This is a genomic window from Longispora fulva, from assembly GCF_015751905.1.
In the GTDB taxonomy this organism is placed as follows: domain Bacteria; phylum Actinomycetota; class Actinomycetes; order Mycobacteriales; family Micromonosporaceae; genus Longispora; species Longispora fulva.
This window is the reverse complement of sequence record NZ_JADOUF010000001.1, coordinates 1,017,556-1,041,043: the sequence shown is the minus strand read 5'-3', so window position 1 is coordinate 1,041,043 and position 23,488 is coordinate 1,017,556. Positions and strand designations below refer to the sequence as shown.

The following is a 23,488-nucleotide window of genomic DNA, read 5'->3' as shown; positions in this document are numbered from 1 at the left end:
GACTGCGCGTACCGGTTTCCAGATCCACTATAGACAGCCGTGGGCGCGGGAACGGTATTCGTCGAACTCTACTTTCCCAGCACGCCACTGTGGAGGAACCATGTTGTCGAGAATCCTGAAGGCCGGCCTCGTCCTCGCCGCCGTCGGCTCGGCGCTCGCCGTCGCGAGCCCGGCCAGCGCCAGCCCGTCGCTGTACTGCGAGTCCTGGCTCTCCCAGCTGGAATGCTCGGGCGGCGGTGACGCTGCCACCAACTCGTGGTACGTCAACGGCAGCAACTGGTACAACGGCGTCAGCGACTTCCAGTTCCGGTGCGACATCCACGCCACGTACAAGATCACCGTGGTGTCCACCGATCCCGCCGCGAGCGGCAGCGCGACCCGCTACGTGACCTGCACGAACAGCTCGCCCCGCTAGACCGGACGGGCGCCGGGTCCCGGTCTGACCATCGGGACCCGGTGCCGCCGACCCGTTCAGGTGACGCGGCGGTCCTTCCTGCGGGACGTCACCTCTGACCGGCGCCACGCCCTCGGCCCCGACGCGAAGGCCGGCACGTCCGCCACCGTCATCGTGACCCGGGCCCCGCCCCACTCCCCCCGGTCCACCGTCACCGCGCCACCCATCGTCGCCGCGACCCGGCGCACGATGTCCAGTCCCAGACCGGTCGAACCGGCCCCGCTGCTGCCCCGGCGCAACGCCACCTCGGGGCGCTCGATGCCCGGGCCGGCGTCCTCCACCACGAGGCCGGCGGGCCCGACGAGTACCCGGAAAGGGGTGCCCTGCGGGGTGTGCGCGAACACGTTGCCCAGCAGGGCGTCCACGGCCGCGACCAGCTCCGCCCGGGGCGCCGCAACCAGCACCGGGGACTCACCGCCCAACACGCTCCACGCCCGACCGTGGTCCTCGGCCAGCACCGACCAGAACGCCAGCCGGTCGGCCAGGACGTCCACCAGGTCCACCGGGCCGTCCGTCACGGTCACGCCCCGGATGATCGCGTCGATCTCCGCGTCCAGGATGTCCACCGCCTGCCGGATCCGGTCCCCGCCCGGATCCATCGGCAACACCTCGGCGTCCAACCGCAGCGCCGTCAGCGGGGTGCGCAGCCTGTGGGACAGGTCCGCCGCCAGCCGCCGCTCGGACTCCACGAGCGCGGTGACCCGGTCCGCGACGACGTTGAACGTCCGGCCGACCGCGCGCAGCTCAGGAGGCCCGGACGGGTTGGCCCGGGCGGTGAGGTCCCCGTCGCCGAGGCCCCGGGCGGCCCGCGCGAGTTCGCGGACGTCGCGGACGAGGCGGGCACCCAGCCGGTCGGCGACGAACACGGACCCGGCGACTAGGGCCGCGGCGACACCGACCAGGACGAGCCAGTCCTGGTGCACGCCGCGGGTCAGGTCGGCGTCGGGCACGTACACCTCGACGACGACGGTCCGCTCGGGGTCCAGGGCCACCGCCTGCAGGTACGCCAGGCCGCCGTGCACCTCCACGGTGCGCGACTCGCGGCGGGTCGTCGCGGCGGTCACCTCCGCCGGGGTCGCGTGCGGGGTGCCGAGCGGCTCCTCGCCGGGGAAGTGCACGGTGATCCGGCCCGCGCCGCCCGCGCCGGTGGACGCGACGGCGCGGTCGATGGCGGCCCGGTCGCCGGTGGCGGCGAGGGTGGCGACGAGCGCCGTCGCGTCGTGCTTGGCGTCGTTGACGGCGCGGTCGTAGGCGATCTGCTGGGCCAGTACGGCCAGGGGCAGGCAGAAGGCGAGCGCGACGAGCGAGGTCGTGGCGAGGGCCAGCCGGGCCAGGGTGAGCCTCACCGGCGGTCCACCGGCGTCACGACGGGTCCACGAGCATCAGGCCGACCCCGCGCACGGTGCGCAGCAGGCGGGGCTTGGCCGCCGTCTCGCCGAGTTTGCGGCGCAGCCAGGAGATGTGCACGTCGAGGGTCTGTTCGGTCCCGGAGTACGGCTGGCGCCACACCTCCGTGACGATCTCCTGGCGGGTCACCACCCGGCCGACCCGGGCCGCGAGATAGGTGAGCAGGTCGTACTCGCGGCGGGTCAGTTCCAGTTCTGTCCCGTCGAGGGTGGCGGTGCGGCGGGACGGGTCGATGCTCAGCGGGCCCACGTCGATCCGGTCGGGGAACCGCGCGGTGCGGGCCCGGCGCAGCACGGCGTTGATCCGGGCGGACAGGGCCTTGCTGGTGAACGGCTTGGTGATGTAGTCGTCGGCCCCGGCCTCCAGGAGCCGGATCATGTCGGGCTCACCGGTGCGGGCGGTGGCCACGATGACCGGGACGTCGGACACGCCGCGCAGCATCCGCAGCGCGTCCGCGCCGTCGAGGTCCGGCAGGCCCAGGTCGAGGATGACGAGGTCCGGCGGGTCGGCGGTCACCGCGCGCAGGCCGGCCATGGCCGTGCCGAAGGGCCGGACCTCGTGTCCGACGTCGGTGAGGGCGCGGACGAGCGCCCCGCGGATCACCGGGTCGTCCTCCACCAGCTGTACGACGGCCATCGCGTCAACCTATCGCCCGGCCGCCGGGATGCCCAGGTCCACCCCGACCCGATGCCCCGATTGCCCGATCTGCTCCGACGGTGTCGCCGGGCATCACCACTTGTCATCTATGCCGGACCTCGGCGACCCCCGAGACTGCGGTAACGCCCGGCGCCCGCGCCGGCCCGGCACCCCTCATCTCCGGGAAGGACCCCTCATGACCACATCCACCCGCCGCATGGCGCTGTTCGCGGCGCTCGCGGTCGGCCTCGCCGCGGCCACCGCCGCCGCGCACCCGGCCGCCGCGAGCCAGGCGCCCGCCCGGCACCACACCCACCAGACCCACCACCTGCACTCCGACGAGATCTGGGGCGGCTACACCGCCTACGGCCAGACCTTCACCTCGATCTCGGCCACCTGGAACATCCCGGCGCTGGACTGCTCCGCCAATCGGGGCATCGCCTCGCCGTGGGTCGGCCTCGACGGCTGGGACAGCAGCACGGTCGAGCAGATCGGGATCGACTTCGACTGCACCAGCGGGCGGGCGCAGTACAAGCCGTGGGTGGAGATGTATCCGCAGGACTCGATCTACTTCACCAACACGGTGCGGGCCGGCGACTCGATGACCGGTTCGGTGCACGACGACGGCGGGCACTGGTACACGCTGACCCTCGCCGACTCGACCCAGGGGTGGACGAAGACGTTCCGCAAGTACCTGGCGAACGCCGGGTCCGTGAACGCCGAGGCCATCATGGAGCCGATCGGCGGCGGCAACGTGCCGAAGCTGGCGCGGTTCGATGCGCTGCGGTTCAGCGACGTCACGGTGGACGGTCACCCGATCGGCGACTACAGCACGCACCGCTCGTCGGTCACCCGGGGCACGACCGTCCTCGCGACGACCGGGTCGCTGAGCGGTGGGGGCTTCCCGATCACCTGGCAGCACTCCTGACCGGAGCGGCGCGCAGGCAAGGTTATTAATAGATAAACATGCATTGACCGGGTTGCGTCCCATGCGTACCCTTCGACGGAACTCGGCCTTCCGGAACTCCGGGGCCCTGGGGAGGTCCCCCCAGGGCCCCGGCCCGTCGAACCCCTTCCCTCAAGGAGCCGTCGTGCGGAACACGCTCATCCGGGTACCGTTCCCCACCGTCGGGGCATGACCGGGTCCGACCCCGGATGGCCGGAGCGGGTCGCGCGGGACCACGCCGCGAGCCTCGTCGGGTACTGCCTGGCCCTCGGCCTGGACGCGACGGCCGCCGGGGACGTCGTGCACGACGCGCTGGTCCTCGCCGCCGAGCTGCACCCCCGGCTGGCCGACCCGGGCCGCAGCACGGCGTGGCTGTTCGCGCTGGTCCGGTGGGTGGCGCTCCGCCGGTCCCCGGCACCGGGCGGCCCGGCGGGCGACACCCTCGAGCTGCCCGCGACCGGGGACGAGCTGCGCACCCTGGCGGACTTCTCCGCCGCCGCCCGCCGACTGAGCGGAACCGACCGCGAACGGGTCGAACTGTCCGTCCGGCACGCGCTGACCGTCGCCGACATCGCCGCGGTCACCGGCGCGCCCCCCCGGCTGGTCGCCGCCCGGCTCGCCCGGGCGCTGGCCCGGGTGTCCCGGTCGGGCCCGCGGGACCTCCTCGACCGGTACGCCCGACTCGCCCCGGCCACCGTCGGCCCCGACCTGTGGCCCCGGCTGCAGGGCACCCTCGGCTCCACGACCCCGGGGCTGCTCACCGAGGTGGCGGGGCAGGTCGGGCGGCTCGACCGGGACGGCTTCCCCCGCCAGCGCGACCGGCGCGGCGTCCGGCGGGTCGGCTGGGCCCTGGCGGCCGGGGCCGTTCTCGCCCTCGCCCTGGCCGGTACGGCGGCGACGTCGCGCCCGGCGGCCCCGGTCCCGCAGAGCCGGCCGACGGTCGACGCGCCCCGGCCGCTGCCCCGGGAGGACCGCGAGGTCAACCGCCTCGCCTCGCCCAAGCCGAGCGCGCGCCCCACGACGCCCGGTCCGCGGCGGCCGAGCCCGACGCCGACGCCGTCGGGTCCGGTCCCGCCGGCGCTGGACGCGGCCGTGGGCGCGGCGCGGTGCATGGGCGACTGGCAACGGTTCACGGTGGTGGCCTCGGTGACCGGCGCGACCCCGACCCGGGTCAGGCTCCTGTTCATCGACGAGACCGGCGTGTACGCGGACACGATGGCGGTCGGGGCCGACGGGCGGTGGTCGGTGTCCGGGTGGGGCTACCTGCCGACCCGCTGGTCCGTGGAGGCCACGCTGCCCGACGGCACGGCGCTCACGACCGCCGGGCAGAGCCTGGACGCGTGCCGGAGCGCCGGCCCCTGAGGCCTAGCCGCCGTGGCGGGCGGCCGCCCGGGCCCGGACGCCGTCGAGGAACAGGTCGAGGCCGTAGCGGAACAGGTCCTCGGGGTCGGTCCTTCCAACCGCCTCGACGGCGGCGCTGATGTCCGGGAACTCGGCCGGGTCGATCGGGGACTGGCGTTCGGTCCACTCCCCCGCCGCCGTCAGCTCGTCGCGGGACTGTTCCTCGATGGTGTGCCCGAGGACGTAGTCCTGCAGCGCGAAGTGCACGAGGCCCGCGTGCTCCACCGGGATGCCGGCGGCGACGGCGGCCCGGACGGCGACGTCGCCGAACCGCAGCGTGTTGGGCTGGCGGACGTAGGTGCCGGCCACCACCCGGGCCCCGTTGCGGTGCGACAACAGCGCCCGACGCAAGCGGCCGGCCAGCTCGGCGAGCCGGTCGACCCCGGGAGCGGACTCGTCGATGTCGGCCACGCCGTCGAGCAGCCGCTCCGCGATCGCGTCGAGCAGGGCCTGCTTGTGCCGGACGTGCCAGTAGAGCGCGCCGGGCTGGACCTTGAGCTCGCCGGCCAGTTTGCGCATCGTCAGGCCGTCGAGGCCGTCGCGGTCGAGGAGCGCGATCGCCCCGTTCAGCACGTCGGACCGGTTGAGCTGCACCGGCGCTCCCTTCGCTTGACGTCCGGCCCATCCTAGCCTAACTTGAACGCCGTTCAACCTGAACAGTGTTCAAGAGAGGCTTTCCCATGAACCCACCACCACTGATCCGCCAGCACCTGCCCCGCTGGGTCGTCGTCGCGATCGCGTGCGTCTCCTCGTTCATGGTCGTGATGGACAGTTCGATCGTGAACGTCGCGCTGCCGGCGATGCGCGCCGACCTGCGGCTGTCCGCCGGGCAGCAGCAGTGGGTCGTCGACGCGTACCTGCTGACCCTCGGCGGGTTCATCCTGCTCGCGGCCCGCGCCGGTGACCTGTACGGCCGCCGGCTCACCCTCCAGACCGGACTCGTGCTGTTCACCCTGTCCAGCCTCGCCGGCGGACTCGCCACCGGCGCGCCCGCGCTGCTCGCGGCCCGCGCCGTGCAGGGCGTCGGCGCCGCGGCCCTGGCCACGTCCACCCTCTCGGTCATCATGGCCGCCACGCACGGCAACACCCCGGCCCGGCAGCGTGCCCTGTCGCTGTGGGCGGCGGCCAGTTCCTCGGCGGCGGCGCTCGGCGTCCTGATCGGCGGGGCACTCACCCAGCAGGCCGGCTGGCGCTGGGTGATGTTCGTCAACGCACCCGTGGGGATCGCACTGATCGTGGCCGTCAGCGTCTGCCTGCTGCCGACCGCCCGGGCCGGCCGCGCGCGGCTCGACGTGCCCGGCGCAGTCACGGTCACCCTCGGCGTCAGCGCCCTGCTGTACGGCATCGCGCACCCCGGCTGGCCGCTCGCCCTGGGCGTCGGACTGATCGCCGTGTTCCTCGCCATCGAGGCCTGCGGCTCGCACCCGCTGGTGCGGCTGGGCGTGTTCCGGCTGCCCAATGTCGCGATCGGCAACGTCGTGGTGGCATGCCTCGGCGCGGCCCTGACCACCTCGCTGTACTTCGTCTCCCTCGTCCTGCAGCAGGTCGTCGGCTACGACGCGCTGCGCACCGGGCTGGCGATGGCCCCGATGGGCGTCGCGATCGCGGTCGCCGCCATCGGTTCCCGCCGGCTGATCGCGGCCGGGGTGCGCCGGCTGCCGCTGTACGGCGGGCTGACCGGCGCGGTGGGCCTGGCGTGGCTGAGCCGGATCCCGGCCGGGGCGGAGTTCACCGTGGACGTCCTCGGGCCGAGCCTGCTGATCGGCATCGGACTCGGCTTCATGATCATGTCGGCGACCAGTGCCGCCACCAGCGGGATCCCGGCCGCCGACGCCGGGCTGGCCGCCGGGCTGCTGAACATGGCGCGCCAGGTGGGCGGGGCGGTCGGGGTCGCGGCGCTGGCGGCGGTGGCCGACACCGTGGCGCGGGGCGACGGCGGAGGTTCGGCGCTGGTCGCGCAGCTGCACGGGTTCCAGGCCGCGCTGCTGGCCGGGGCGGGGATCAGCGCCGTGGCTGCGGTGGTCTCGGTGCTCCTGCGGCGGGAGGGGTAGCGGGGTGCCGGCCGCGCCGGGCGGGGCCGCGGCCGGCACGGGAGCCGGCTAGTACCCCCGGTCGGGCATCATGATCCACAGGGCGAGGTAGATCAGCACCTGGGGGCCGGGCAGCAGGCAGGACAGCAGGAACAGCAGTCGTACCGTGGTGGGTCGCATCCCGAAACGCTCGGCGATCCCCCCGCACACCCCGGCGATCACGCGTCGGCCGCGGGGCCTGGTCAGTGTCGGCCTGTTCAGTGTCGTCGTCATGGCTCAACGATCTCCCGCGACCCGGCCGGGCCGCATCGGTGACCACCCTGAGTCGGACCCGGACCCGTCCCTGTGCCGCCTCAGGGATGTGGCGGGTCGTGGGCGTGGAGGGGGCACCGATTCGCCACCCGGACGCGCACCGGCTCGTCCGACGGGTGCGACGTCGCCGACGGAGACCGGAGCAGGGACCACCGTAACCGGAAAAGGTTTGTGATCTGGCGTTTCGGGGGGCCGGACACAGGGCGAGGCGGTCCGGACCCCGTGGTCCGGACCGCCCCTGGAGCCGGTCGGTCGCTACAGCGTGAGGGTCCAGCTGTCGATGTTGCCGGTGTCGAGCGCGGCCGCGTCCTGGACCTGGAGTTTCCAGGTGCCGTTGCGGGCCTCGGTCGACAGGTTGACCGTGTAGGTCTGGTTGATGTTGTCCGTGCTGCCGCCGGCCCGGTTGTGCAGGACGTAGGCGGAGCCGTCGGGCGCGATCAGGGAGACGACCAGGTCACCGATGTAGGTGTGGATGATGTGCACCTCGACCGTGCTGGTCGCCGACGCGTTGCCCGTGCAGCCCGCGATCACGATGGAGCTGGAGACCGTGGTGTTGTCCGGGATCGCGACGTCGGTGCCGTTGGTGCCGGTGCAGCCGGCCGGGCCGCCGCCGCCGAGGTTCAGCGTCCAGGTGTCGATGGTGCCGACGTCCGCGGTGGCGGCGTCCTGGACCTGGAGCTTCCAGGCGCCGTTGGCGACCTCGCTGGACAGGTTCACCGAGTACGTCTGGTTGATGTCGTGGGTGCTGCCGCCGGTCCGGTTCTGCAGGACGTAGGCGGAACCGTCGGGCGCGATCAGGCTGACGACCAGGTCACCGATGTAGGTGTGGATGATGTGGACCTCGACCGTGCTGGTCGCCGAGGCGTTGCCGGCGCAGCCGGAGATCACGATGGTGCTCGACACCGTCGTGTTGTCCGGGATCGCCACGTCGGTGGAGTTGGTGCCCGAGCAACCGGGCGGGCCGTTGACCGTCAGGGTGTAGGTGACGGCGTGCACCGCGACGGTGCCGGTGCCGGTGATCGTGATCGCGTAGGAACCCGGCACGACGGCGCCGGTCGTCGTGATCGTCGCCGTGGACGAGGCGCCCGAGGTGACGCTGGACGGGGCGAAGCTGACCGACACGCCGGCCGGGGCACCGGAGGCGCTGAAGTTCACGGTCTGGGCCGCGCCGTTCGTGGTGGTGGTCGCGATCGTGGTGGTCGCGGAGCTACCCGGGTTGACCGAGCCGGCGTTCGGCGTCGCGGTCATCGAGAAGTCCTGGGTGAAGCACGGCGCGTCGCTGCCGGCCACGTTCACCGCGGTCCACGCCGCCTGGACGGCCTTGTACTCGACCGAGCAGTTGCCGTACAGGTCCGACGCCGCGCTCAGCGAGTAGGCCCGCGCGGTGTTCGACGGGGTGGTGGTGTTCACGTACGAGGTGCTGGACGTGAAGTAGATGTCCAGCGCCCGGAACCAGATCTTCTCCGCCTTCGAGCGGCCGATGCCCACGACAGCAGGGGCCGAGCCGCACACCGGGGAGGTGCCGTACGCGGTCGCGCCGGTGCCCTCCGCCAGGTTGAAGTAGAAGTGGTTGGCCACGCCGGACGAGTAGTGCACGTCCACGCCGCCGGTGCTCGACGACCAGCAGCCGTGCGAGGACCCGTCGAGGGTCGGGTTGTACATGTACCGCAACGGGGTACCGTTGCCGTTGATGTCGATCTTCTCGCCGATGTTGTAGTCACCGGGGTCGGACGCGTTGTTCGCGTAGAACTCCACCATGGTTCCGAAGATGTCGGAGTTGGCCTCGTTCAGACCACCGGACTCGCCCGAGTAGGTCAGGCCGCCGGGCACCACGTTCTCCGTGACTCCGTGACTCATCTCGTGGCCGGCGACGTCGATGGAGGTCAGCGGCTTGTTGTTGCCGTCCCCGTAGGTCATCTGGGCGCCGTCCCAGAAGGCGTTGACGTAGTTGGTGCTGTAGTGCACCCGGCTCGGCACGCCCCGGCCATCGCCGAAGATGCCGTTGCGGCCGTGCACGTTCTTGTAGTAGTCGAAAGTGAGCGCCGCGCCGTAGTGCGCGTCCGCGGCGGCCGAGGCCCGGTCGGACGTGGCGTTGTTGCCCCAGACGTTGTCGGCGTCCGTGAAGTTCGTGCACGTCGAGGTGCCGTTGTTCAGGTCGCAGGTGTTGTTGTTGCCATGCGACGGGTCGATCATCGTGTACGTCGGCGTCGTGTCGATGCTGACGTTGCCGGAGTACAGCGTCTTGCCGGTGCCGAGCGCCGTCTCGATCTCGTCGAACGAGCCGAGCACGCCGCCGGCCTGCGCGTCGCTGATCACGTGCAGCCTGCTCGGGGTCGCGCCGTCGGGAGCCCAGCCCTCCACGACCGTCTCCCAGGCGAGCTTGCCCGTGCCGGAGCTGGCGTCGACGATCAGGGCCGGCGCGCCGACCTTGGTCACCTGGCCGCTGAACGCGCCGCGCGCGGTGCTCGCGGCGGTCGCGGCGGGCACCCGGGCGTGGGTGCTCAGCGCCAGCGGCGCGGCCAGGCCGTTGCCGGCGCCGGCGAAGGAGCCGTTGGCGGCGTTGTGGATGACGACGTCGCCGCCGTACACCTTCAGGCCCTGGTACGTGCGGGTGTAGCGCACGTGCGACGAGCCGGACGGGTCCACGATGGTGCGGAACACCTGGTAGGCGTCGCCAGAGGACCCGGCGATGTCGGCCCGGTGCGAAGTGAGCGCGGCTGTGGCCGCCGAGAGGGCGATCTGTTCGGGGTTGCGAGGGGTTGCGGAGGCCGTCGCGGGCAGGCTGGCCAACAGGCCAGCCGCCAGGACGGCGGCCCCCAGTGCGGCGATGGAACTTCTCATGACGAGTCTCCTTGCCGAGAGGGTTGCGGTGTAACACCGCTGAGACATCTGTAACAGTCGATGTCTCCCCGTGTAAAGAGTCTTCATGTTCTCAATGTGTTAACCCGCGCGCCGACCGGTCGACTAGCGTCGGAGAAGGTTGTTTCCGGGGGATGGGAGTGTCATGCGCATCTTGTCCGTACTGCTCGGCACGGCGATGCTGGCCGGGCTCGCGGCCCCGGCGCACGCCGCACCCGCAGCCGCCGCCCGGCCCAACATCCTTATCCTGCTGATGGACGACGCCCGCACCGGAACGACCTGGGTCATGCCGAAGAGCGAGAAGTGGGTGCGCGCCGGGGGGTCGTACTTCCCCAACGCCGTGGTCACCACGCCGAGCTGCTGCCCCAGCCGTGCCTCGCTGCTGTCCGGCCGCTACGCCCACAACCACGGCGTGACCCAGCAGTCCGGGATCGGCAACCTCGACCACGACCGGACCCTCGAGCACGACCTGAAGGGCGCCGGCTACCGCACGGCCGCCGTCGGCAAACTCTTCAACGACTGGAACCTGTCGACCCGCCCGCCCTACTTCGACCAGTGGGCGCTGACCGGCGGCGGATACAACGACGCCCGGTTCGTCGTGGACGGGGTGGAGACCACAGCGCCCTACTCCACCACCTTCGTCGGGGCGCAGGTCAACAAGTACATCGACACCTTTGAGAGTACCGACACCACGCCCTGGTTCATCTACGCCGGCTTCACCGCCCCGCACTCCCCGTTCACCCCGGAACCGCAGTACGCCAACGTGTCCTACCCCTGGAGCGGCAACGCCGGCACCAAGGAGACCGACCGCACCGACAAGCCGGCGTACGTCCGCAACTTCACCTTCACCGAGGAACGCGGGGCCGCCGTCCGGCAGAGCCAGTTGCGGACCCTGCGGTCCGTCGACGACGCGGTCGACGCGATCCACCAACGCCTCAAGGCCCGCGGCGAACTCGACAACACCCTGGTGCTGCTCCTGTCGGACAACGGGGTCCTGTGGGGCGAGCACGCACTGCAGGAGAAGTTCATGCCCTACCTGGAGGCCGAGCGGGTGCCCACGATGCTGTGGTGGCCCGGACACATACCGGTGCGGACCGACACCCGGCTGGCCACCTACCTGGACATCGCGCCGACCGTGCTCCAGGCCGCCGGCCTCACTCCGAGTTACGTCCTCGACGGGCGCAGCCTGCTGGCCGCGGGCGGGCGGAGCGAGACCCTGGAGGAGTACTGGCGCGACGCCAGCAACAACGACCACATCCCGACCTGGTCGTCGGTGTACGCGATCGGCGACCACATGTACACCGAGCTGTACAACCCCGACGGCACGGTGCTGGATCGCGAGTACTACGACCTGCGACACGACCCGTCGCAGCTGACCAACCTGCTGCACGACGGCGACCCCGGCAACGACCCCGACCTCGGGCCCCTGTCGGCCCGGCTCGCCGCGCTCCGGCAGTGCTCCGGCGACACCTGCTAGGGGAGTGTCTCGTGGATCCCGCCGCAGGCCGGCGAAGATCCACGAGACACGACCTGGGCCGGTTACGCCACGTCGACCGGCGTGGCGCCCGTGATCCGCGACAGCTCCGGGTACGTGATCGGGAAGACCGAGTGCGGGATGCCGCCGGCGGCCCAGATCTCCTCGTACCCCGCCAGCGCCCGGTCGAGGAGGGTGCGCACCGGCGCCGGGTGCCCGAGGGGCGCGACCCCGCCGATCGGCTGGCCGGTGTGCTCGCGGACGAACTCCGGACTGGCCCGCCGCAGCCGGGCCACGCCCAGCTCGGCGGCGACCTTCGCGGTGTCCACCCGGTGCGCGCCCGAGGTGAGCACGAGCAGCGGCGCGCCGTCGGCGTCGAAGATGAGCGAGTTGGCGATCTGTCCCACGTCGACGCCGAGCGCCTCGGCGGCCGCGGCGGCGGTCGGCACGGCGTCGGGCAGCATCACGATCCGCGACGGCCGGCCCTCGTGGTCGTGGGCCCCGGCGTGGTCGAGCGCGTTCTGGACGGCGGTGACGTTGGGGTGCTGCGGTGGCGCGGACATAGCCGCCATTGTGCCCGACGGGCGCCGCGGTCCTAGACGGTGATGACCGTTTTTCCCCGGGCGTGGCCCTCCCCCACCTGCCGGAGGGCCTGCGGCACCTCGCGCAACGGGTACGTCCGCTCCACGGCCGGCACCACCGTCCCCGCCTCCAGCAGGTCCCGCAGGAGGAGCAGGTCCGCCGTCTCGCACCGGGCCAGCATCCCGACCATCCGCTGACCGCCGAACCGGGAGGCGACGAGCACCCGGAGCAGGGCCCCCGCCGGCCCGAACCAGCGGTTGCTCTGGGGGCCACCGACCACGACCAGGGTCCCCGTGGGCGTCAACGCCCGCCGGCGGTCCGCGATGGACCGGTTCCCGGCGACGTCGAGGATCAGGTCGTAGGTGCGGCCGCCGGCGGTGAAGTCCGCGCCGGTGTAGTCGATGACGTGGTGCGCGCCGAGCGCCCGGGCCGCCTCGACGTTGCGGGTGCCGCACACGCCGGTGACCTCGGCGCCGAAGTGCCGGGCGAGCTGCACGGCGAAGGTGCCGACCCCGCCGGAGGCGCCGTTGACGAGTACCCGCTGGCCCGGTCGCACGCCGCCCCGGTCGCGCAGACCCTGCAGGGCGGTGAGCGCCGCCATCGGCACGGCCGCCGCCTCCTCGAACGTCAGGTTCGCCGGCTTCGGGGCCAGCCTGCCCTCGGGCACGCTGACGTACTCGGCGAAGGCGCCCGCGCGCATGCCGAACACCTCGTCGCCCGGCCGGAACCGGGTCACGTCCCTGCCGACCGCCTCGACCCGCCCCGCGAGGTCGACGCCGGGGACCAGCTGCCGCGGCGCGCGCCAGCCACCGCCGAGGCGCGCGATGTACGGGGTGCCTGTCACGTGGTGCCAGTCGTAGGGGTTGACGGAGGCCGCGCGGACCCGGACCAGCACCTCGTCGTCGGCGACGGCCGGCACCTCGATCTCGGAGAACCCGAGCAGGTCCGGCGGGCCGTACTGGTGGTGGACGATCGCCTTCATCGTGTCTTCCCAATCCTCGGGTGCCTGGTGGACCCAGCGTGCCGGGGCGGGGGCGGGACCGCGTCCGGCCGGCGGCGGCACCGGGGGTACTCCCGTGGGGGTAGCCGGGGGTGCCGGCTACGCCGGACGGAGTACCGGTCCCGGGCTCGCCGGTGGACGCGGGGCCGGGCGGTGGTCGCCTAGGGTGCTGGCATGACGCGCACGCCGCCCCCGGACGCCGGCCCCGGGCCGACCCCGGCGGGGTCGCGGAGCTGGCGGCGGGGACTCGGGCTGGCGCTGGTGGTCGCGCTGGTGCAGACCGCGGGCACCGCCCTCGCCGCCCGAGGCCAGTCGGCGGATCTCGACCTGCCCGGCTGCGCGCTGCTGGCCACCAGCGGGCTGGCCCTGGCCGGCCGGCACCACTTCCCTCGTGCGGCCACAGTGGCCGTCGTCGCGGCGACCGTCGCCTACCACGTGCCGCACCACCCGGCCGGCCCCACGTTCGTGGCGCTGGTCCTGGCCGGGCTGTTCGCGTTGCGGGCCGGCCGGCACCGGCTGTTCTGGGCGACCGGGGCCGTCTCGTACACCGGATGGGTCGTCCTGTCCGGTGCCGCCCCCGGCCCGGCGGTGGCGCTCGCGGCCTGGGTCTGCGGTGGCGGGTTGTTCGTCGAACTCTTCCTCGGCGCGGCCCGGGTCATGGCCCGGATGGCCCGCGACCAGCGGCGGCTGCACCGGGAGCGGCAGTTGCGGCACGCCAGCGAGGAGCGGCTGCGGATCGCGCACGAGTTGCACGACGTGCTGGGCCACCACCTGTCGCTGATCAACATGCGGGCCGGGGTCGGGCTGCACCTGATGGGCCGCCAGCCCGACCAGGCTGTGGCGGCCCTCGAGGCGATCCGGCAGGCCAGCGCGGAGGCGTTGCGGGAGGTCCAGTCGGTGATCAGCACGCTCTACCCGACCGGCGCGACGGTGCCGCCGCGCGCCCCGGCGCCCGGGTTGGACCAGCTCGACGACCTGACCGTGGACGCCGGGCTGCCGGTGCGTGCCATGGTCACCGGCGGGGCGCGGGAGCTGCCGGCGGAGGTCTCCAGGGCGGCGTACCGGCTCGTGCAGGAGGCGTTGACCAATGTGCGCCGGCACGCCGGCCCCGGTGCCACGGCCGCGGTTCTGGTCGATCAACCGCGGGAGGACCTGGTGGTGGTGCAGGTCGAGGACGACGGTGGCGCGCGCGGGCCACTCACCGCGCCGGTGGCGGAGGGCAACGGGATCGGCGGCATGCGCGAGCGGGCCACGGCGCTGGGCGGCACGCTGACCGCCGGGCCACTGTCGGCCGGCGGCTGGCGGGTCCGGGCCGAACTCCCCCTGCCGACGGCCGGCGGATCGGCTCGGGCCGACGGGTCGGCGGTCGGATCGGGCGGTGCGGAGTGAGCGGGATGATCCGGGTCGTGCTCGCCGACGACCAGGCCCTGGTGCGGGCCGGTTTCCGCGCGCTGCTGGACGCGGAGCCCGACATCGAGGTCGTGGGTGAGGCCAGCGACGGCGCGCACGCCGTGCGGCTGGCCCGGCAGGCGCGCCCTGACGTGCTGCTGATGGACATCCGGATGCCCGGGGTCGACGGCTTGACGGCCACCCGCCAGATCACCGCGGACCCCGAACTCGCCGGGGTCCGGATCGTCGTGCTCACGACGTTCGAGCTGGACGAGTACATCGCGGAGGCGCTGCGGGTCGGCGCCGCCGGGTTCCTGGTGAAGAACACCGAGCCGGCCGAACTGGTGCGCGGGGTGCGGGTGGTGGCCGCAGGGGAAGGGCTGCTGTCGCCCAGCGTCACCCGGCGGGTGATCGAGCAGTTCGCGGTGCGTGCGGCCAGCCCGACGCCGCCCCTGCTGTTGGCGGAGCTCACCGACCGGGAGCGGGAGGTGGTGGCGCTGGCCGGGGCCGGCCTGTCCAATGACGAGATCGCGGCCCGGTTGGTGCTCAGTCCGGCCACCGCGAGGACGCACGTGTCCCGGGCGATGGTGAAGCTGGGGGCCCGCAACCGCGCGCAGTTGGTCGTGTTCGCCTACGAGGCCGGGCTGGTCCGCCCAGGCTGGCTGCCCTGACCGTCCCGACCTGCTCGACCGGCGTGCGGGCGCTCCAGGCCGGTTCGTGTTGCCCGGGGGTCACTTTCGGTAAATGATGACAGGGGGTTCCGCTCGTTACCCCCGGGTGCCCCCTTCCTCCTGACGAGAGGTCGACGATGTCTTCCGAGCTGCGCGTTCGCCGCGGACCCGTCACCAGCTCCGACCGGTACCGGATGCTGGGCATGTTCGGTGTCGTCGCCCTGCTGCACGTGGTCGGCTGGGGCGTGCTCGTGCTGGGCGTGGTGCCGGGGCACTACCGGCTCGGGGCGGGTCTGTTCGGCGTCGGCACCGGCCTGACCGCCTACTCCCTGGGGCTTCGGCACGCGTTCGACGTGGACCATATCGCCGCGATCGACAACACCACCCGCAAACTCGTCGGGGACGGCCAGCGGCCGGTGTCGGTGGGATTCTGGTTCTCCCTCGGCCACTCCACCGTGGTCGTGGCGCTGACCCTCCTGATCGCCCTCGGGGTGCGCACCATCGGCGCCGGTCTCGCCGACGACACCTCCGACCTGCGGTTCTACGGCGGCCTGATCGGCACGACAGTCTCCGGGGTGTTCCTGTACCTGATCGCGATCATGAATCTGGTGGTCCTGGTCGGCATCGTGCGGATCTTCCGCCGGATGCGGCACGGGGAGTTCGACGACACCGCGCTCGCGGCCCACCTGGACAACCGGGGCTTCATGAACCGGCTGCTCGGCCGGGTGATGGGCGCGGTCAGCCGGCCGTGGCACATCTACCCGGTCGGCGTGCTGTTCGGGCTCGGGTTCGACACCGTCACCGAGGTGTCGCTGCTGATCCTGGCGGGGACGAGCGTCGCGGCCGGCCTGCCCTGGTACGCGATCATGTGTCTCCCGGTCCTCTTCGCCGCCGGCATGTCGCTGCTGGACACCCTCGACGGTTCCGTCATGCAGGTCGCCTACTCGTGGGCGCTGGCCCAGCCGGTCCGCCGGGTGTACTTCAACCTGATCGTCACCGGCCTGTCCGTCGCCGTGGCCCTCCTGATCGGCACCGTGCAGATCCTCGCGCTGGCCAGGGACGGCCTCGGGCTGACCGGCGGCACGTGGGACTGGCTCGACGGCCTGTCGTTCGACGCCATCGGCTTCGCCGTCGTCGGGTTGTTCGTCGCGATCTGGCTGGTGGCCGTCGCGGTGTGGCGGTACGGCCGGATCGAGCAGCGGTGGACGGCCCGGGCGGCCGAGGAGTCCCCGGGCGACTAGGACACCGTTGTGACATTCTCAGGGTGTGCGGATCCTGGTGGTCGAGGACAACGACCGGCTCGCCCGGAGCCTGGTGGCGGGCCTGCGCCAGCACGGCTACGACGTGCACCGGGTCGCCACGGCCGAGGCCGCGCTGGCCGCGGCTCCCGGGACCGACGTGGTGCTCCTCGACCTTGGCCTGCCCGACGCCGACGGGATCGAGGTGTGCCGCAGGCTGCGGGAGTTCGAGTCCGTCGCGGTCATCGCGGTCACGGCGCGCGGCTCGGAACACGACCGGATCGTCGGACTGCGCAGCGGCGCCGACGACTACGTGGTCAAACCGTTCAGCCTGGGCGAGCTGGCCGCCCGGATCGAGGCGGTCGCCCGGCGGACCCGGCCGGCCCGCGCCACCCGCCCGGAGGCCGTCGCGCGGTCCTTCGGCGACCTGGTGATCGACCCCGGCGCCCGGGCCGTGACCGTCGCCGGGGTGCCGGTCGCCCTCACCCGCAAGGAGTTCGACCTGCTGGAGGCCCTCGCCGCGCACCCGGGGAGGGTGTGCACCCGCGAGGCGCTCCTCGACCAGGTGTGGCGGGCCAGCTGGGAGACGCCGAGCCGCACCCTGGACGTGCACATCGCGGCGCTGCGGGCCAAGCTCGGCGACGCGGTGACCATCGAGACGCTGCGCGGCGTCGGCTACCGGCTGCGGGCCTGACGTGCTGCGCCGGATGCTGCTCGTCCTCGTTCCGCTGCTGGTGGGGCTGTTCGCGGCGCTCGGGGTGCCGCTCGCGGCGTACATCGCGCAGCGGGAGACGCAGGCGGTGTACCTGGACCGGCTCGCCGACGCCGACCGGTTCGCCTCGGTCGCCGACGACGCGCTGCGCCGGGGCCGGACCGAGGCGCTGACGGCGGAACTGCGCCGCTACGCCGACCTGTACGGCATTGACGTGGGCCTGTTCTCCGTGGACGGCCGGCTGCTGGGTTCCTCGGGGACGGCCCCGCGCACCGACTCCCCCGCGGTCGCCGACGGCCTGGCCACGGCCCTGGCCGGGTACCGGCCGGACCGGGTCGACGCCGTCTGGCCCTGGCGGGACGCCCCGATGGTGGTCGTGGAGCCGGTCGGGCGGGACAGCGGGGTGATCGCCGCCGTCGTGCTCGTCTCCCCCACCGGGGACCTGCGGTCGACCATCCTGCGCCGCTGGGGGCTGCTGTTCGCCCTCGGTCTCGTGCCGCTGGCGCTGGTGGTGGCCGCGGCGGTACCCCTCGCGCGGTGGGTCCTGCGCCCGGTGCGCGAGCTGGACTCCGCGACGATCGCCATCGCCGCCGGCCGGCTGGACGCGCGGGCGGCGACCCTGACCGGCCCGCCCGAGCTGCGCCGGCTCGCCGGGTCGTTCAACACGATGGCCGGCACCGTCGCCCGGATCCTGCGCCAGCAGCGCACCTTCGTGGCCGACGCCTCCCACCAGCTGCGCAATCCGCTCGCCAGCCTGCGCCTGGCCGTGGAGGTGCTCGGCCCGCACGTCACCCCGGCGGGCCGCGAGGCGCACGCCGACGCGGTCGCGGAGGCCGGCGAGCTGGAGCGGGTCGTCGAGGCCCTGCTGGCGCTCACCGAGGTCGAGGGCGCGGCGCCGCTGGTCGCGCCGCAGCCCCTCGCTGACGTGTTCGCCGCGCACGTCCGGCGCTGGACCCCGCAGGTCGAGGCCGCCGGGATGCGGCTCGTCACCCAGATCCGGCCGGGCCTGGCGACGCACGCGCCCCCCGACGGGCTGGGCAACGTCCTCGACGAGCTGGTCGCCAACGCCGCCCGGCTCAGTGGCGGCACGCTGCTCAGGATCGGCGCGGTTCTGGACGCCGACCGGGTGGTGCTGACGGTCCGCGATGACGGCGGTGGGCTGACGGCCGAGGAGCGGTCCCGCGCCGCCGGCCGGTTCTGGCGCGGGGCCTCGCACCACAATCTTCCGGGTACCGGCCTGGGCCTGGCCATCTGCACGGAACTCGTCGCGGCCTGGGGCGGCGAGTTGTCCCTGCACGCGTTGGAGCCCCAGGGCCTGGAGGTGCGGATCGCGCTACCCGGCGAGAAACTACCGGACCACTAACCGCGCCGCGTGGCATGGCGTGATGTGGCTCAGGGTGGGCGTCAGGCCTTCACTGAGCGGAAGTAGCGCACGGCCCCCGGGTGCAGCGGGATCGGGCCGGTGGCGATGCCGGTGCGGGTGTTGATCCGGTTCGCCTCCGGATGCCCGCGCGCGATCCGGTCCCGCCGCGCGAACAGTGTCGCCGCGATCAGCTCCACCAGGTCGTCGGCCAGCCCCGCCTGGGCGAGGAGCAGGTTCGGCGTCGTCATCGTCTCGGCGGCCCCCACCCCCGGGTACGCCGAGGACGGCAGCGTGGCCGGCGTGTACAGCTCGCCGAACCGGTTGTTCAGCGCCGCCACGAACTCCCCCAGCGGCACCAGCCGCACGGCGCTCATCCGGGCCAGCCGGGTCACGGCCGGCGTCGGCACCCCGGTCAGGGTGAACAGCGCGTCGACGGTGCCGGCGGCGAGCGCGGCGACCGCCTCGTCCTGGTTCGCGGTGACCAGCTCCGCGCGCACCCCGGCCAGGTCCAGGAGGCGTCCGGTGGTGAACCGGGTGCCCGAGCCGTCCGCGCCGGCCGCCACCCGCCGGCCGGCGAGGTCGCGCAGCGACGTGACGGGGCTGTCGCGGGCCACGAGGAGCTGGACCCAGCTGTCGTAGAGCCGCGCGACGGCGGCGATCCGCCCGGGTTCCGCGGCCGGGAGCCCGGCGACCGTGGCGTCCAACGAGGCCAGGGCGAGGTCGGTGTCCCCGCTGGCGAGCAGGGCGAGGTTGTCGACGGAGGCTCCGGTGGGGATCGTCCGGACCCGGGTGCCGGGCAGCACCTCGCCGAGCACCTCGGCCAGGGCCGACCCGACCTCGCGGAACACCGCCCCGGGCGGGCCGGTGGCGATCCGCAGCTCCGGCGGGCCGGTGACCGGGTGCCGCCGGAGCACGGCGGTCCCGACCCCGAGCGCGGCGAGACCTGCGACGAGGAGCCCGGAGCCGACGAGCTGCCGGCGGGTCACCATGCCGTCAGTGTAGGCGGGGTCCGGGTCCGGATCCGGGTGCCGCCCGAGCGCCTCAGTCGCGGGGCCGGGGCGGGTGTGGGCGGGATCCAGGCCTCGGGCCCATGTGGCCCGAGCGCCCGGGCCCGGGCGAGTGTAAGCGGGGTCTTAATTCAGGGCCCGTGTGCTGGGCCTCCGGCCCGCCGGTGACGACGATCACAGTCCATCCCCCCGTCCTCTCCGCGTCATCCGGAGGAAACATGAACCGCAGACCGTTCTACCGGCACCTGTACTTCTGGGTCCTGGTCTCCATCGTCGCCGGCATCGCCGTCGGCGTGGCGTTCCCCCACCAGGCCGCCGAGCTCAAGTGGCTCGCCGACGTGTTCATCGCGCTGGTCAAGATGGTCATCGCGCCCACGATCTTCTGCACCGTCGTGGTCGGGATCGCCGGCCTCGGCAATCTGGCGCGCGCCGGCCGGCTGGCCCTGGTCACGATCGGCTACTTCACGGCGTTGACCGTCGTCGCGCTGGCGATCGGCATGGTCGTGATCAGTGTCGTCCGGCCGGGCGCCGGGCTCGGCATCAAGCCCGACCCGAAGCTGGCCAAGGCCACTCTGGACACGGCGAGCACCGCGGACAAGGACGGGCTGGTCGGCTTCGTGCAGGGCATGGTGCCCAAGTCGCTCCTCGGCGCGTTCACGGACGGGCAGATCATCCAGGTCCTCGTCGTGGCCATTCTGGTGGCGATCGCGCTGTCGTTCATGGGCGCGCGGGGCGCGTCGGCCGTCCGGGGCATCGAGACCGTCGGGAAGATCATGTTCGGGGTGATCCGGGCGATCATGTACGCCGCCCCGGTCGGCGCGTTCGGCGGCATGGCGTTCACGGTCGGCAAGTACGGCGACAAGGTGCTCGGCAGCCTCGCGGCTCTGATGGGCACGTTCTACCTGACGTGCGTGCTGTTCGTCCTGGCCGTCCTCGGCCCGATCGCGTGGCTGTCGGGCTTCAACATCCTCAAGTTCCTCCGCCTGATCAAGGATGAGCTGCTGATCGTCCTGGGCACCTCGTCCTCGGAGACGGTGCTGCCCCGGATGATGGCGAAGCTGGAGGCCGCCGGCGCCGGCCGGTCGGTGGTCGGGCTGACGATCCCCACCGGGTACTCGTTCAACCTCGACGGCACCTGCATCTACCTCACCATGGGCGCGCTGTTCATCGCCCAGGCGACCGGCGCGCACCTGTCGCTCGGCACCCAGCTCGGCCTGCTGGCGTTCATGCTGATCTCCAGCAAGGGCGCGGCCGGGGTGACCGGGGCCGGTCTGGTCACCCTCGCGGCGTCTCTGAGCGCGTTCGGGGACAGCGCCCTCCCGGCGGTCGGGATCGCCCTGCTGGTGGGCATCGACCGGTTCATGTCGGAGGCGCGCGCGTTGACGAACCTGGTCGGCAACGGCGTCGCGACCATGGTGATCGCCCGCTGGCAGGGGGAACTGGACACCGTCCGGTTCCGCCAGGTCCTCGACCGGCCGGACCTCATAGACGGGGACACGCTGCTGGCCGAGGAGCCGGAGGAGGAACGCGAGCCGGTGTCAGCCGGTACCCGATGACGGTCTGAGGTTCTTGAGGAACTGGGCCTGGTCGGCCAGCACGCCGGTCGTGAACACCGAACGGGGCGCGAGCAGGCCGGTGAGGGCCAGGCGCACCGGGGAGTCCTCCAGGGCCTTCGGGACCATGCCGTGGGTGGCGTCCGGGTAGTGCCTGACCTGCAGGGTGTGCAGGGCCGCGCGGTAGCCGGCCTCCGTGTCGGCGACGTCGACGTTGGTGTCGTGCCCGGCGAGCAGCAGCAGGGTCGGCACCGTCGCCGCGGCGGTCAGGTCGGCCGTGGCGTCGGACCGGTAGTTCCTCGCGATGAACGTCCAGCGCGCGGCCGTGAGGTCCGGGTCGGCGTCGGGTTCGCGGCGGTAGTCGGCGTAGCTGGCACCGGCGTCGAGGAGGCGGCGTTCCCGGTCGCTGCGGTCGACGGCCGCGCGGACCTCGGCCGGGGAGGCGTTGCGGGCGGACAGCTCGGCGAGCAGGTTGTACCGGCCCTGCTGGAGCCAGTTGACCGCCGGGGACATCGCGATCACGAACGCCAGGTCGGGGGTGTCGGCGGCGACCTTCGGCATCACCCAGCCGGCCTGGCTGGCGCCCCACAGGCCGATCCGGCGGCCGTCGATGTCCGGGCGCGCCCTGGCCCAGGCGATCGCGGCGGTCACCTCCGCCGCCCGGTCGGCCATCGACTGGGCCAGCCAGTCGCCGGCGGAGCCCGCGACCCCGGGCTTGTTCCAGGACAGCGAGGCGTAGCCGGCGCGTGCGAAGGACTCCCACATCGGCCGGTAGAAGCCGTCGTGGGTGGCGTCGACGGGGCCGTCGCCGTGCACGAAGACCACCAGTCCGACGGGCCGGCCGGCGGTCGTGGGCATGGCCAGGACCGCGTCGAGGGCGCCGATCGTGACCCGTTCCTCCCGCAGGTCGTAGGTGTTGCGGTAGGCCACGACGCCCACGGCGACGGCGCCGAGCGCCACGAGGACCACCACCGCGATGGCGAGTCTGCGCCACATGCCGACCTCTTCCCAAAACTATCGTTGTTAAAACGATCGTACTAGACTTGTACGCATGGAGATCCTCCGGGTACTGCCCGCCCACGCCCACCACCGCGCCGCCGAGCTCTACTGGGAGGCGTTCGGCCGCAAACTCGGCCCGGCCCTCGGCCCCGCCGAGCGGGGCGTGGCGTTCCTCGCCGCCCACCTGCACCCGGACCGGGCGGTGGCCGCCATGGCCGGTGACCGGCTCGTCGCGGTCGCCGGCTACCGGCACGGCGGACGCGCCCTGCTCGGCGGCGGCCCCCTCGACGTGCTCCGCGCGTACGGCCCGGTGCGCGGCCTGCCCCGGGTGGCGCTCCTCGCCCTCCTCGAACGGCACGCCGCCCCCGGCGAGCTCGTGATGGACGGCATCGCCGTCGACCCGGCCCTGCGCGGCCAGGGCATCGGGAGCCTGCTCCTCGACGAGGTCGCCGCCGTCGCCCGCGACCTCGGCCACGACCGGATCCGCCTCGACGTGATCGACGCCAACCCGCGCGCCAGGGCGCTGTACGAGCGGCACGGTTTCGTCGCCGGGCGCACCGAGGCGACCCCGTACCTGCGCCGGCTCCTCGGGTTTGGCGCGGTGACCACGATGCGTCGTAAGGTCGGACGGTGATCGCGACCCGCGCCCTCGTCGACGCCCTCGTCCGCCACGACGACACGGTCGACGCCGGCGAGCTGTACGCGGTCGCCACCACTCTCGGGATGACCGACCAGCAGGTCCGGCTGTGCGTCAAGCGCCTGGTCGCCGAGGGCCGGTTCACCCACGAGGGCCGGGGCCGCCGGGCCGTGCTGCGCGCCACGGCCGCCACGACCGCTGAGGCGGAGTTCGTCCACTTCGCGCACCGCCAGGACCAGGGGCTGCAACCCTGGGACGGCCGGTGGCGGCTCGTCGGGTTCGCGGTGCCGGAGACGTCCCGGGCGGCCCGCGACAGCTTCCGCGACGCGATCGGACACCTCGGCGGGGCCCCGATCCAGGGCGGGCTGTACGTCTCCCCCAACGACTGGGACGACCTGGTCGACGCCGAGGCGGCCCGGCTGGGCGTCACGGCCGGCGTCACCCGGCTCACCAGCACCGACCTGCGCGTCGGCGGGGAGAGCGACCCGGTGCGGATCGCCGCTCTCCTGTGGCCGCTCGACGAGATCGCCGGCCGGTACGCCGACCTGGCCGCACTCGCCCGGGCCCTCCTCGACGACCTCGACGCACGGTCTCCGGTGGAACTGCTCGCGTCCGCCGTCGAACTGACCGGGGCCTTCACCCGCGCGATGGAGCCCGACCCGCTGCTCCCGCCGGAGCTGCTGCCCCGGCCGTGGCCCGGTACGACCGCCCGGGAGCTGTGCGCGCGGGGCCTCGCGGCGATCGGCGACCGCGCCGACCCGGCGTCGACGATCCGGCTGTTCCGACGCTACCCGCGATGATCCACTGGGTGGCATACT

Annotated in this window: 22 protein-coding genes; 13 read left to right on the top strand and 9 right to left on the bottom strand. The window is 73.3% G+C overall.

Annotation, left to right across the window (positions count from 1 at the left end; translation table 11 throughout):
• The first annotated feature begins 100 nt into the window (after window positions 1-100).
• Window positions 101-415 (top strand): hypothetical protein, encoded by a 315-nt coding sequence (locus IW245_RS04595; RefSeq protein ID WP_197001946.1) that lies wholly within the window; start codon window positions 101-103, stop codon window positions 413-415.
• A gap of 56 nt (window positions 416-471) precedes the next feature.
• Here IW245_RS04595 and IW245_RS04590 read toward each other — a convergent pair whose 3' ends face one another.
• Complete coding sequence (locus tag IW245_RS04590; protein WP_197001945.1) at window positions 472-1,800, bottom strand: sensor histidine kinase; 1,329 nt, start codon at window positions 1,798-1,800, stop codon at window positions 472-474.
• 16 nt (window positions 1,801-1,816) lie between these two features.
• Window positions 1,817-2,497 (bottom strand): response regulator transcription factor, encoded by a 681-nt coding sequence (locus IW245_RS04585; protein ID WP_197001944.1) that lies wholly within the window; start codon window positions 2,495-2,497, stop codon window positions 1,817-1,819.
• A gap of 196 nt (window positions 2,498-2,693) precedes the next feature.
• On the opposite strand from IW245_RS04585, the gene IW245_RS04580 reads away from it, so the two are divergent.
• Window positions 2,694-3,425: a G1 family glutamic endopeptidase gene (locus IW245_RS04580; protein ID WP_197001943.1), complete on the top strand. Its 732-nt coding sequence runs from the start codon at window positions 2,694-2,696 to the stop codon at window positions 3,423-3,425.
• Between the two features lie 207 nt (window positions 3,426-3,632).
• The gene (locus IW245_RS04575) at window positions 3,633-4,805 is read left to right on the top strand and encodes an RNA polymerase sigma factor (protein WP_197001942.1); all 1,173 of its coding nucleotides are present in this window, start codon (window positions 3,633-3,635) and stop codon (window positions 4,803-4,805) included.
• Window positions 4,806-4,808: 3 nt separating this feature from the next.
• Here the strand turns inward: IW245_RS04575 and IW245_RS04570 are convergent, their stop codons facing one another.
• Window positions 4,809-5,438, bottom strand: coding sequence for a TetR/AcrR family transcriptional regulator C-terminal domain-containing protein (locus IW245_RS04570; RefSeq protein WP_197001941.1), 630 nt, complete (start codon window positions 5,436-5,438; stop codon window positions 4,809-4,811).
• Between the two features lie 86 nt (window positions 5,439-5,524).
• Between IW245_RS04570 and IW245_RS04565 the strand changes: the two genes are divergently transcribed.
• Window positions 5,525-6,895: an MFS transporter gene (locus IW245_RS04565; RefSeq protein WP_197001940.1), complete on the top strand. Its 1,371-nt coding sequence runs from the start codon at window positions 5,525-5,527 to the stop codon at window positions 6,893-6,895.
• Between the two features lie 48 nt (window positions 6,896-6,943).
• Here IW245_RS04565 and IW245_RS04560 read toward each other — a convergent pair whose 3' ends face one another.
• On the bottom strand, window positions 6,944-7,147 hold the full coding sequence (locus tag IW245_RS04560; protein ID WP_197001939.1) for a PspC domain-containing protein: 204 nt from the start codon (window positions 7,145-7,147) through the stop codon (window positions 6,944-6,946).
• Between the two features lie 294 nt (window positions 7,148-7,441).
• A complete protein-coding gene (locus IW245_RS04555) occupies window positions 7,442-10,027 on the bottom strand; it encodes a proprotein convertase P-domain-containing protein (protein WP_197001938.1) in 2,586 nt (861 codons plus the stop codon).
• A 163-nt stretch (window positions 10,028-10,190) separates the two neighbouring features.
• Between IW245_RS04555 and IW245_RS04550 the strand changes: the two genes are divergently transcribed.
• Window positions 10,191-11,522, top strand: coding sequence for a sulfatase-like hydrolase/transferase (locus tag IW245_RS04550; RefSeq protein ID WP_197001937.1), 1,332 nt, complete (start codon window positions 10,191-10,193; stop codon window positions 11,520-11,522).
• 62 nt (window positions 11,523-11,584) lie between these two features.
• Here IW245_RS04550 and IW245_RS04545 read toward each other — a convergent pair whose 3' ends face one another.
• Window positions 11,585-12,082 carry a YbaK/EbsC family protein gene (locus tag IW245_RS04545; RefSeq protein ID WP_197001936.1) on the bottom strand — a complete coding sequence of 166 codons (498 nt, stop codon included), beginning with the start codon at window positions 12,080-12,082 and terminating at the stop codon, window positions 11,585-11,587.
• 32 nt (window positions 12,083-12,114) lie between these two features.
• On the bottom strand, window positions 12,115-13,083 hold the full coding sequence (locus tag IW245_RS04540) for an NAD(P)-dependent alcohol dehydrogenase (protein WP_197001935.1): 969 nt from the start codon (window positions 13,081-13,083) through the stop codon (window positions 12,115-12,117).
• A 192-nt stretch (window positions 13,084-13,275) separates the two neighbouring features.
• On the opposite strand from IW245_RS04540, the gene IW245_RS04535 reads away from it, so the two are divergent.
• The 5 genes from IW245_RS04535 to IW245_RS04515 all read left to right on the top strand — a co-directional run bounded on the left by IW245_RS04535 (window position 13,276) and on the right by IW245_RS04515 (window position 18,474).
• Window positions 13,276-14,490: a sensor histidine kinase gene (locus IW245_RS04535; protein WP_197001934.1), complete on the top strand. Its 1,215-nt coding sequence runs from the start codon at window positions 13,276-13,278 to the stop codon at window positions 14,488-14,490.
• Window positions 14,491-14,495: 5 nt separating this feature from the next.
• Window positions 14,496-15,161, top strand: coding sequence for a response regulator transcription factor (locus tag IW245_RS04530; RefSeq protein ID WP_197001933.1), 666 nt, complete (start codon window positions 14,496-14,498; stop codon window positions 15,159-15,161).
• Between the two features lie 137 nt (window positions 15,162-15,298).
• Complete coding sequence (nicT, locus tag IW245_RS04525; RefSeq protein ID WP_197001932.1) at window positions 15,299-16,402, top strand: Nickel transporter NicT; 1,104 nt, start codon at window positions 15,299-15,301, stop codon at window positions 16,400-16,402.
• A 25-nt stretch (window positions 16,403-16,427) separates the two neighbouring features.
• Window positions 16,428-17,093: a response regulator transcription factor gene (locus tag IW245_RS04520; RefSeq protein ID WP_197001931.1), complete on the top strand. Its 666-nt coding sequence runs from the start codon at window positions 16,428-16,430 to the stop codon at window positions 17,091-17,093.
• Window positions 17,094-17,106: 13 nt separating this feature from the next.
• Window positions 17,107-18,474, top strand: coding sequence for a HAMP domain-containing sensor histidine kinase (locus tag IW245_RS04515; RefSeq protein ID WP_197001930.1), 1,368 nt, complete (start codon window positions 17,107-17,109; stop codon window positions 18,472-18,474).
• Window positions 18,475-18,515: 41 nt separating this feature from the next.
• Here IW245_RS04515 and IW245_RS04510 read toward each other — a convergent pair whose 3' ends face one another.
• On the bottom strand, window positions 18,516-19,463 hold the full coding sequence (locus IW245_RS04510) for a TAXI family TRAP transporter solute-binding subunit (protein WP_197001929.1): 948 nt from the start codon (window positions 19,461-19,463) through the stop codon (window positions 18,516-18,518).
• 236 nt (window positions 19,464-19,699) lie between these two features.
• Here IW245_RS04510 and dctA point away from each other — a divergent pair, with 236 nt between their 5' ends.
• Window positions 19,700-21,037 carry a C4-dicarboxylate transporter DctA gene (gene dctA, locus IW245_RS04505; protein ID WP_197001928.1) on the top strand — a complete coding sequence of 446 codons (1,338 nt, stop codon included), beginning with the start codon at window positions 19,700-19,702 and terminating at the stop codon, window positions 21,035-21,037.
• On the opposite strand, the gene IW245_RS04500 is transcribed toward dctA, so the two are convergent.
• On the bottom strand, window positions 21,020-22,030 hold the full coding sequence (locus IW245_RS04500; RefSeq protein ID WP_197001927.1) for an alpha/beta hydrolase family protein: 1,011 nt from the start codon (window positions 22,028-22,030) through the stop codon (window positions 21,020-21,022). The genes dctA and IW245_RS04500 overlap by 18 nt on opposite strands.
• A 55-nt stretch (window positions 22,031-22,085) precedes the next feature.
• Here IW245_RS04500 and IW245_RS04495 point away from each other — a divergent pair, with 55 nt between their 5' ends.
• Together IW245_RS04495 and IW245_RS04490 are read left to right on the top strand one after the other, a co-directional pair.
• Entirely contained in the window at window positions 22,086-22,667 is a 582-nt protein-coding gene (locus IW245_RS04495) for a GNAT family N-acetyltransferase (RefSeq protein ID WP_197001926.1), read from the top strand.
• Window positions 22,664-23,470, top strand: a complete 807-nt coding sequence (locus IW245_RS04490) for a PaaX family transcriptional regulator C-terminal domain-containing protein (RefSeq protein WP_197001925.1) — start codon at window positions 22,664-22,666, stop codon at window positions 23,468-23,470. Before IW245_RS04495 ends, IW245_RS04490 begins: the two co-directional genes overlap by 4 nt.
• Window positions 23,471-23,488: the final 18 nt, after the last annotated feature.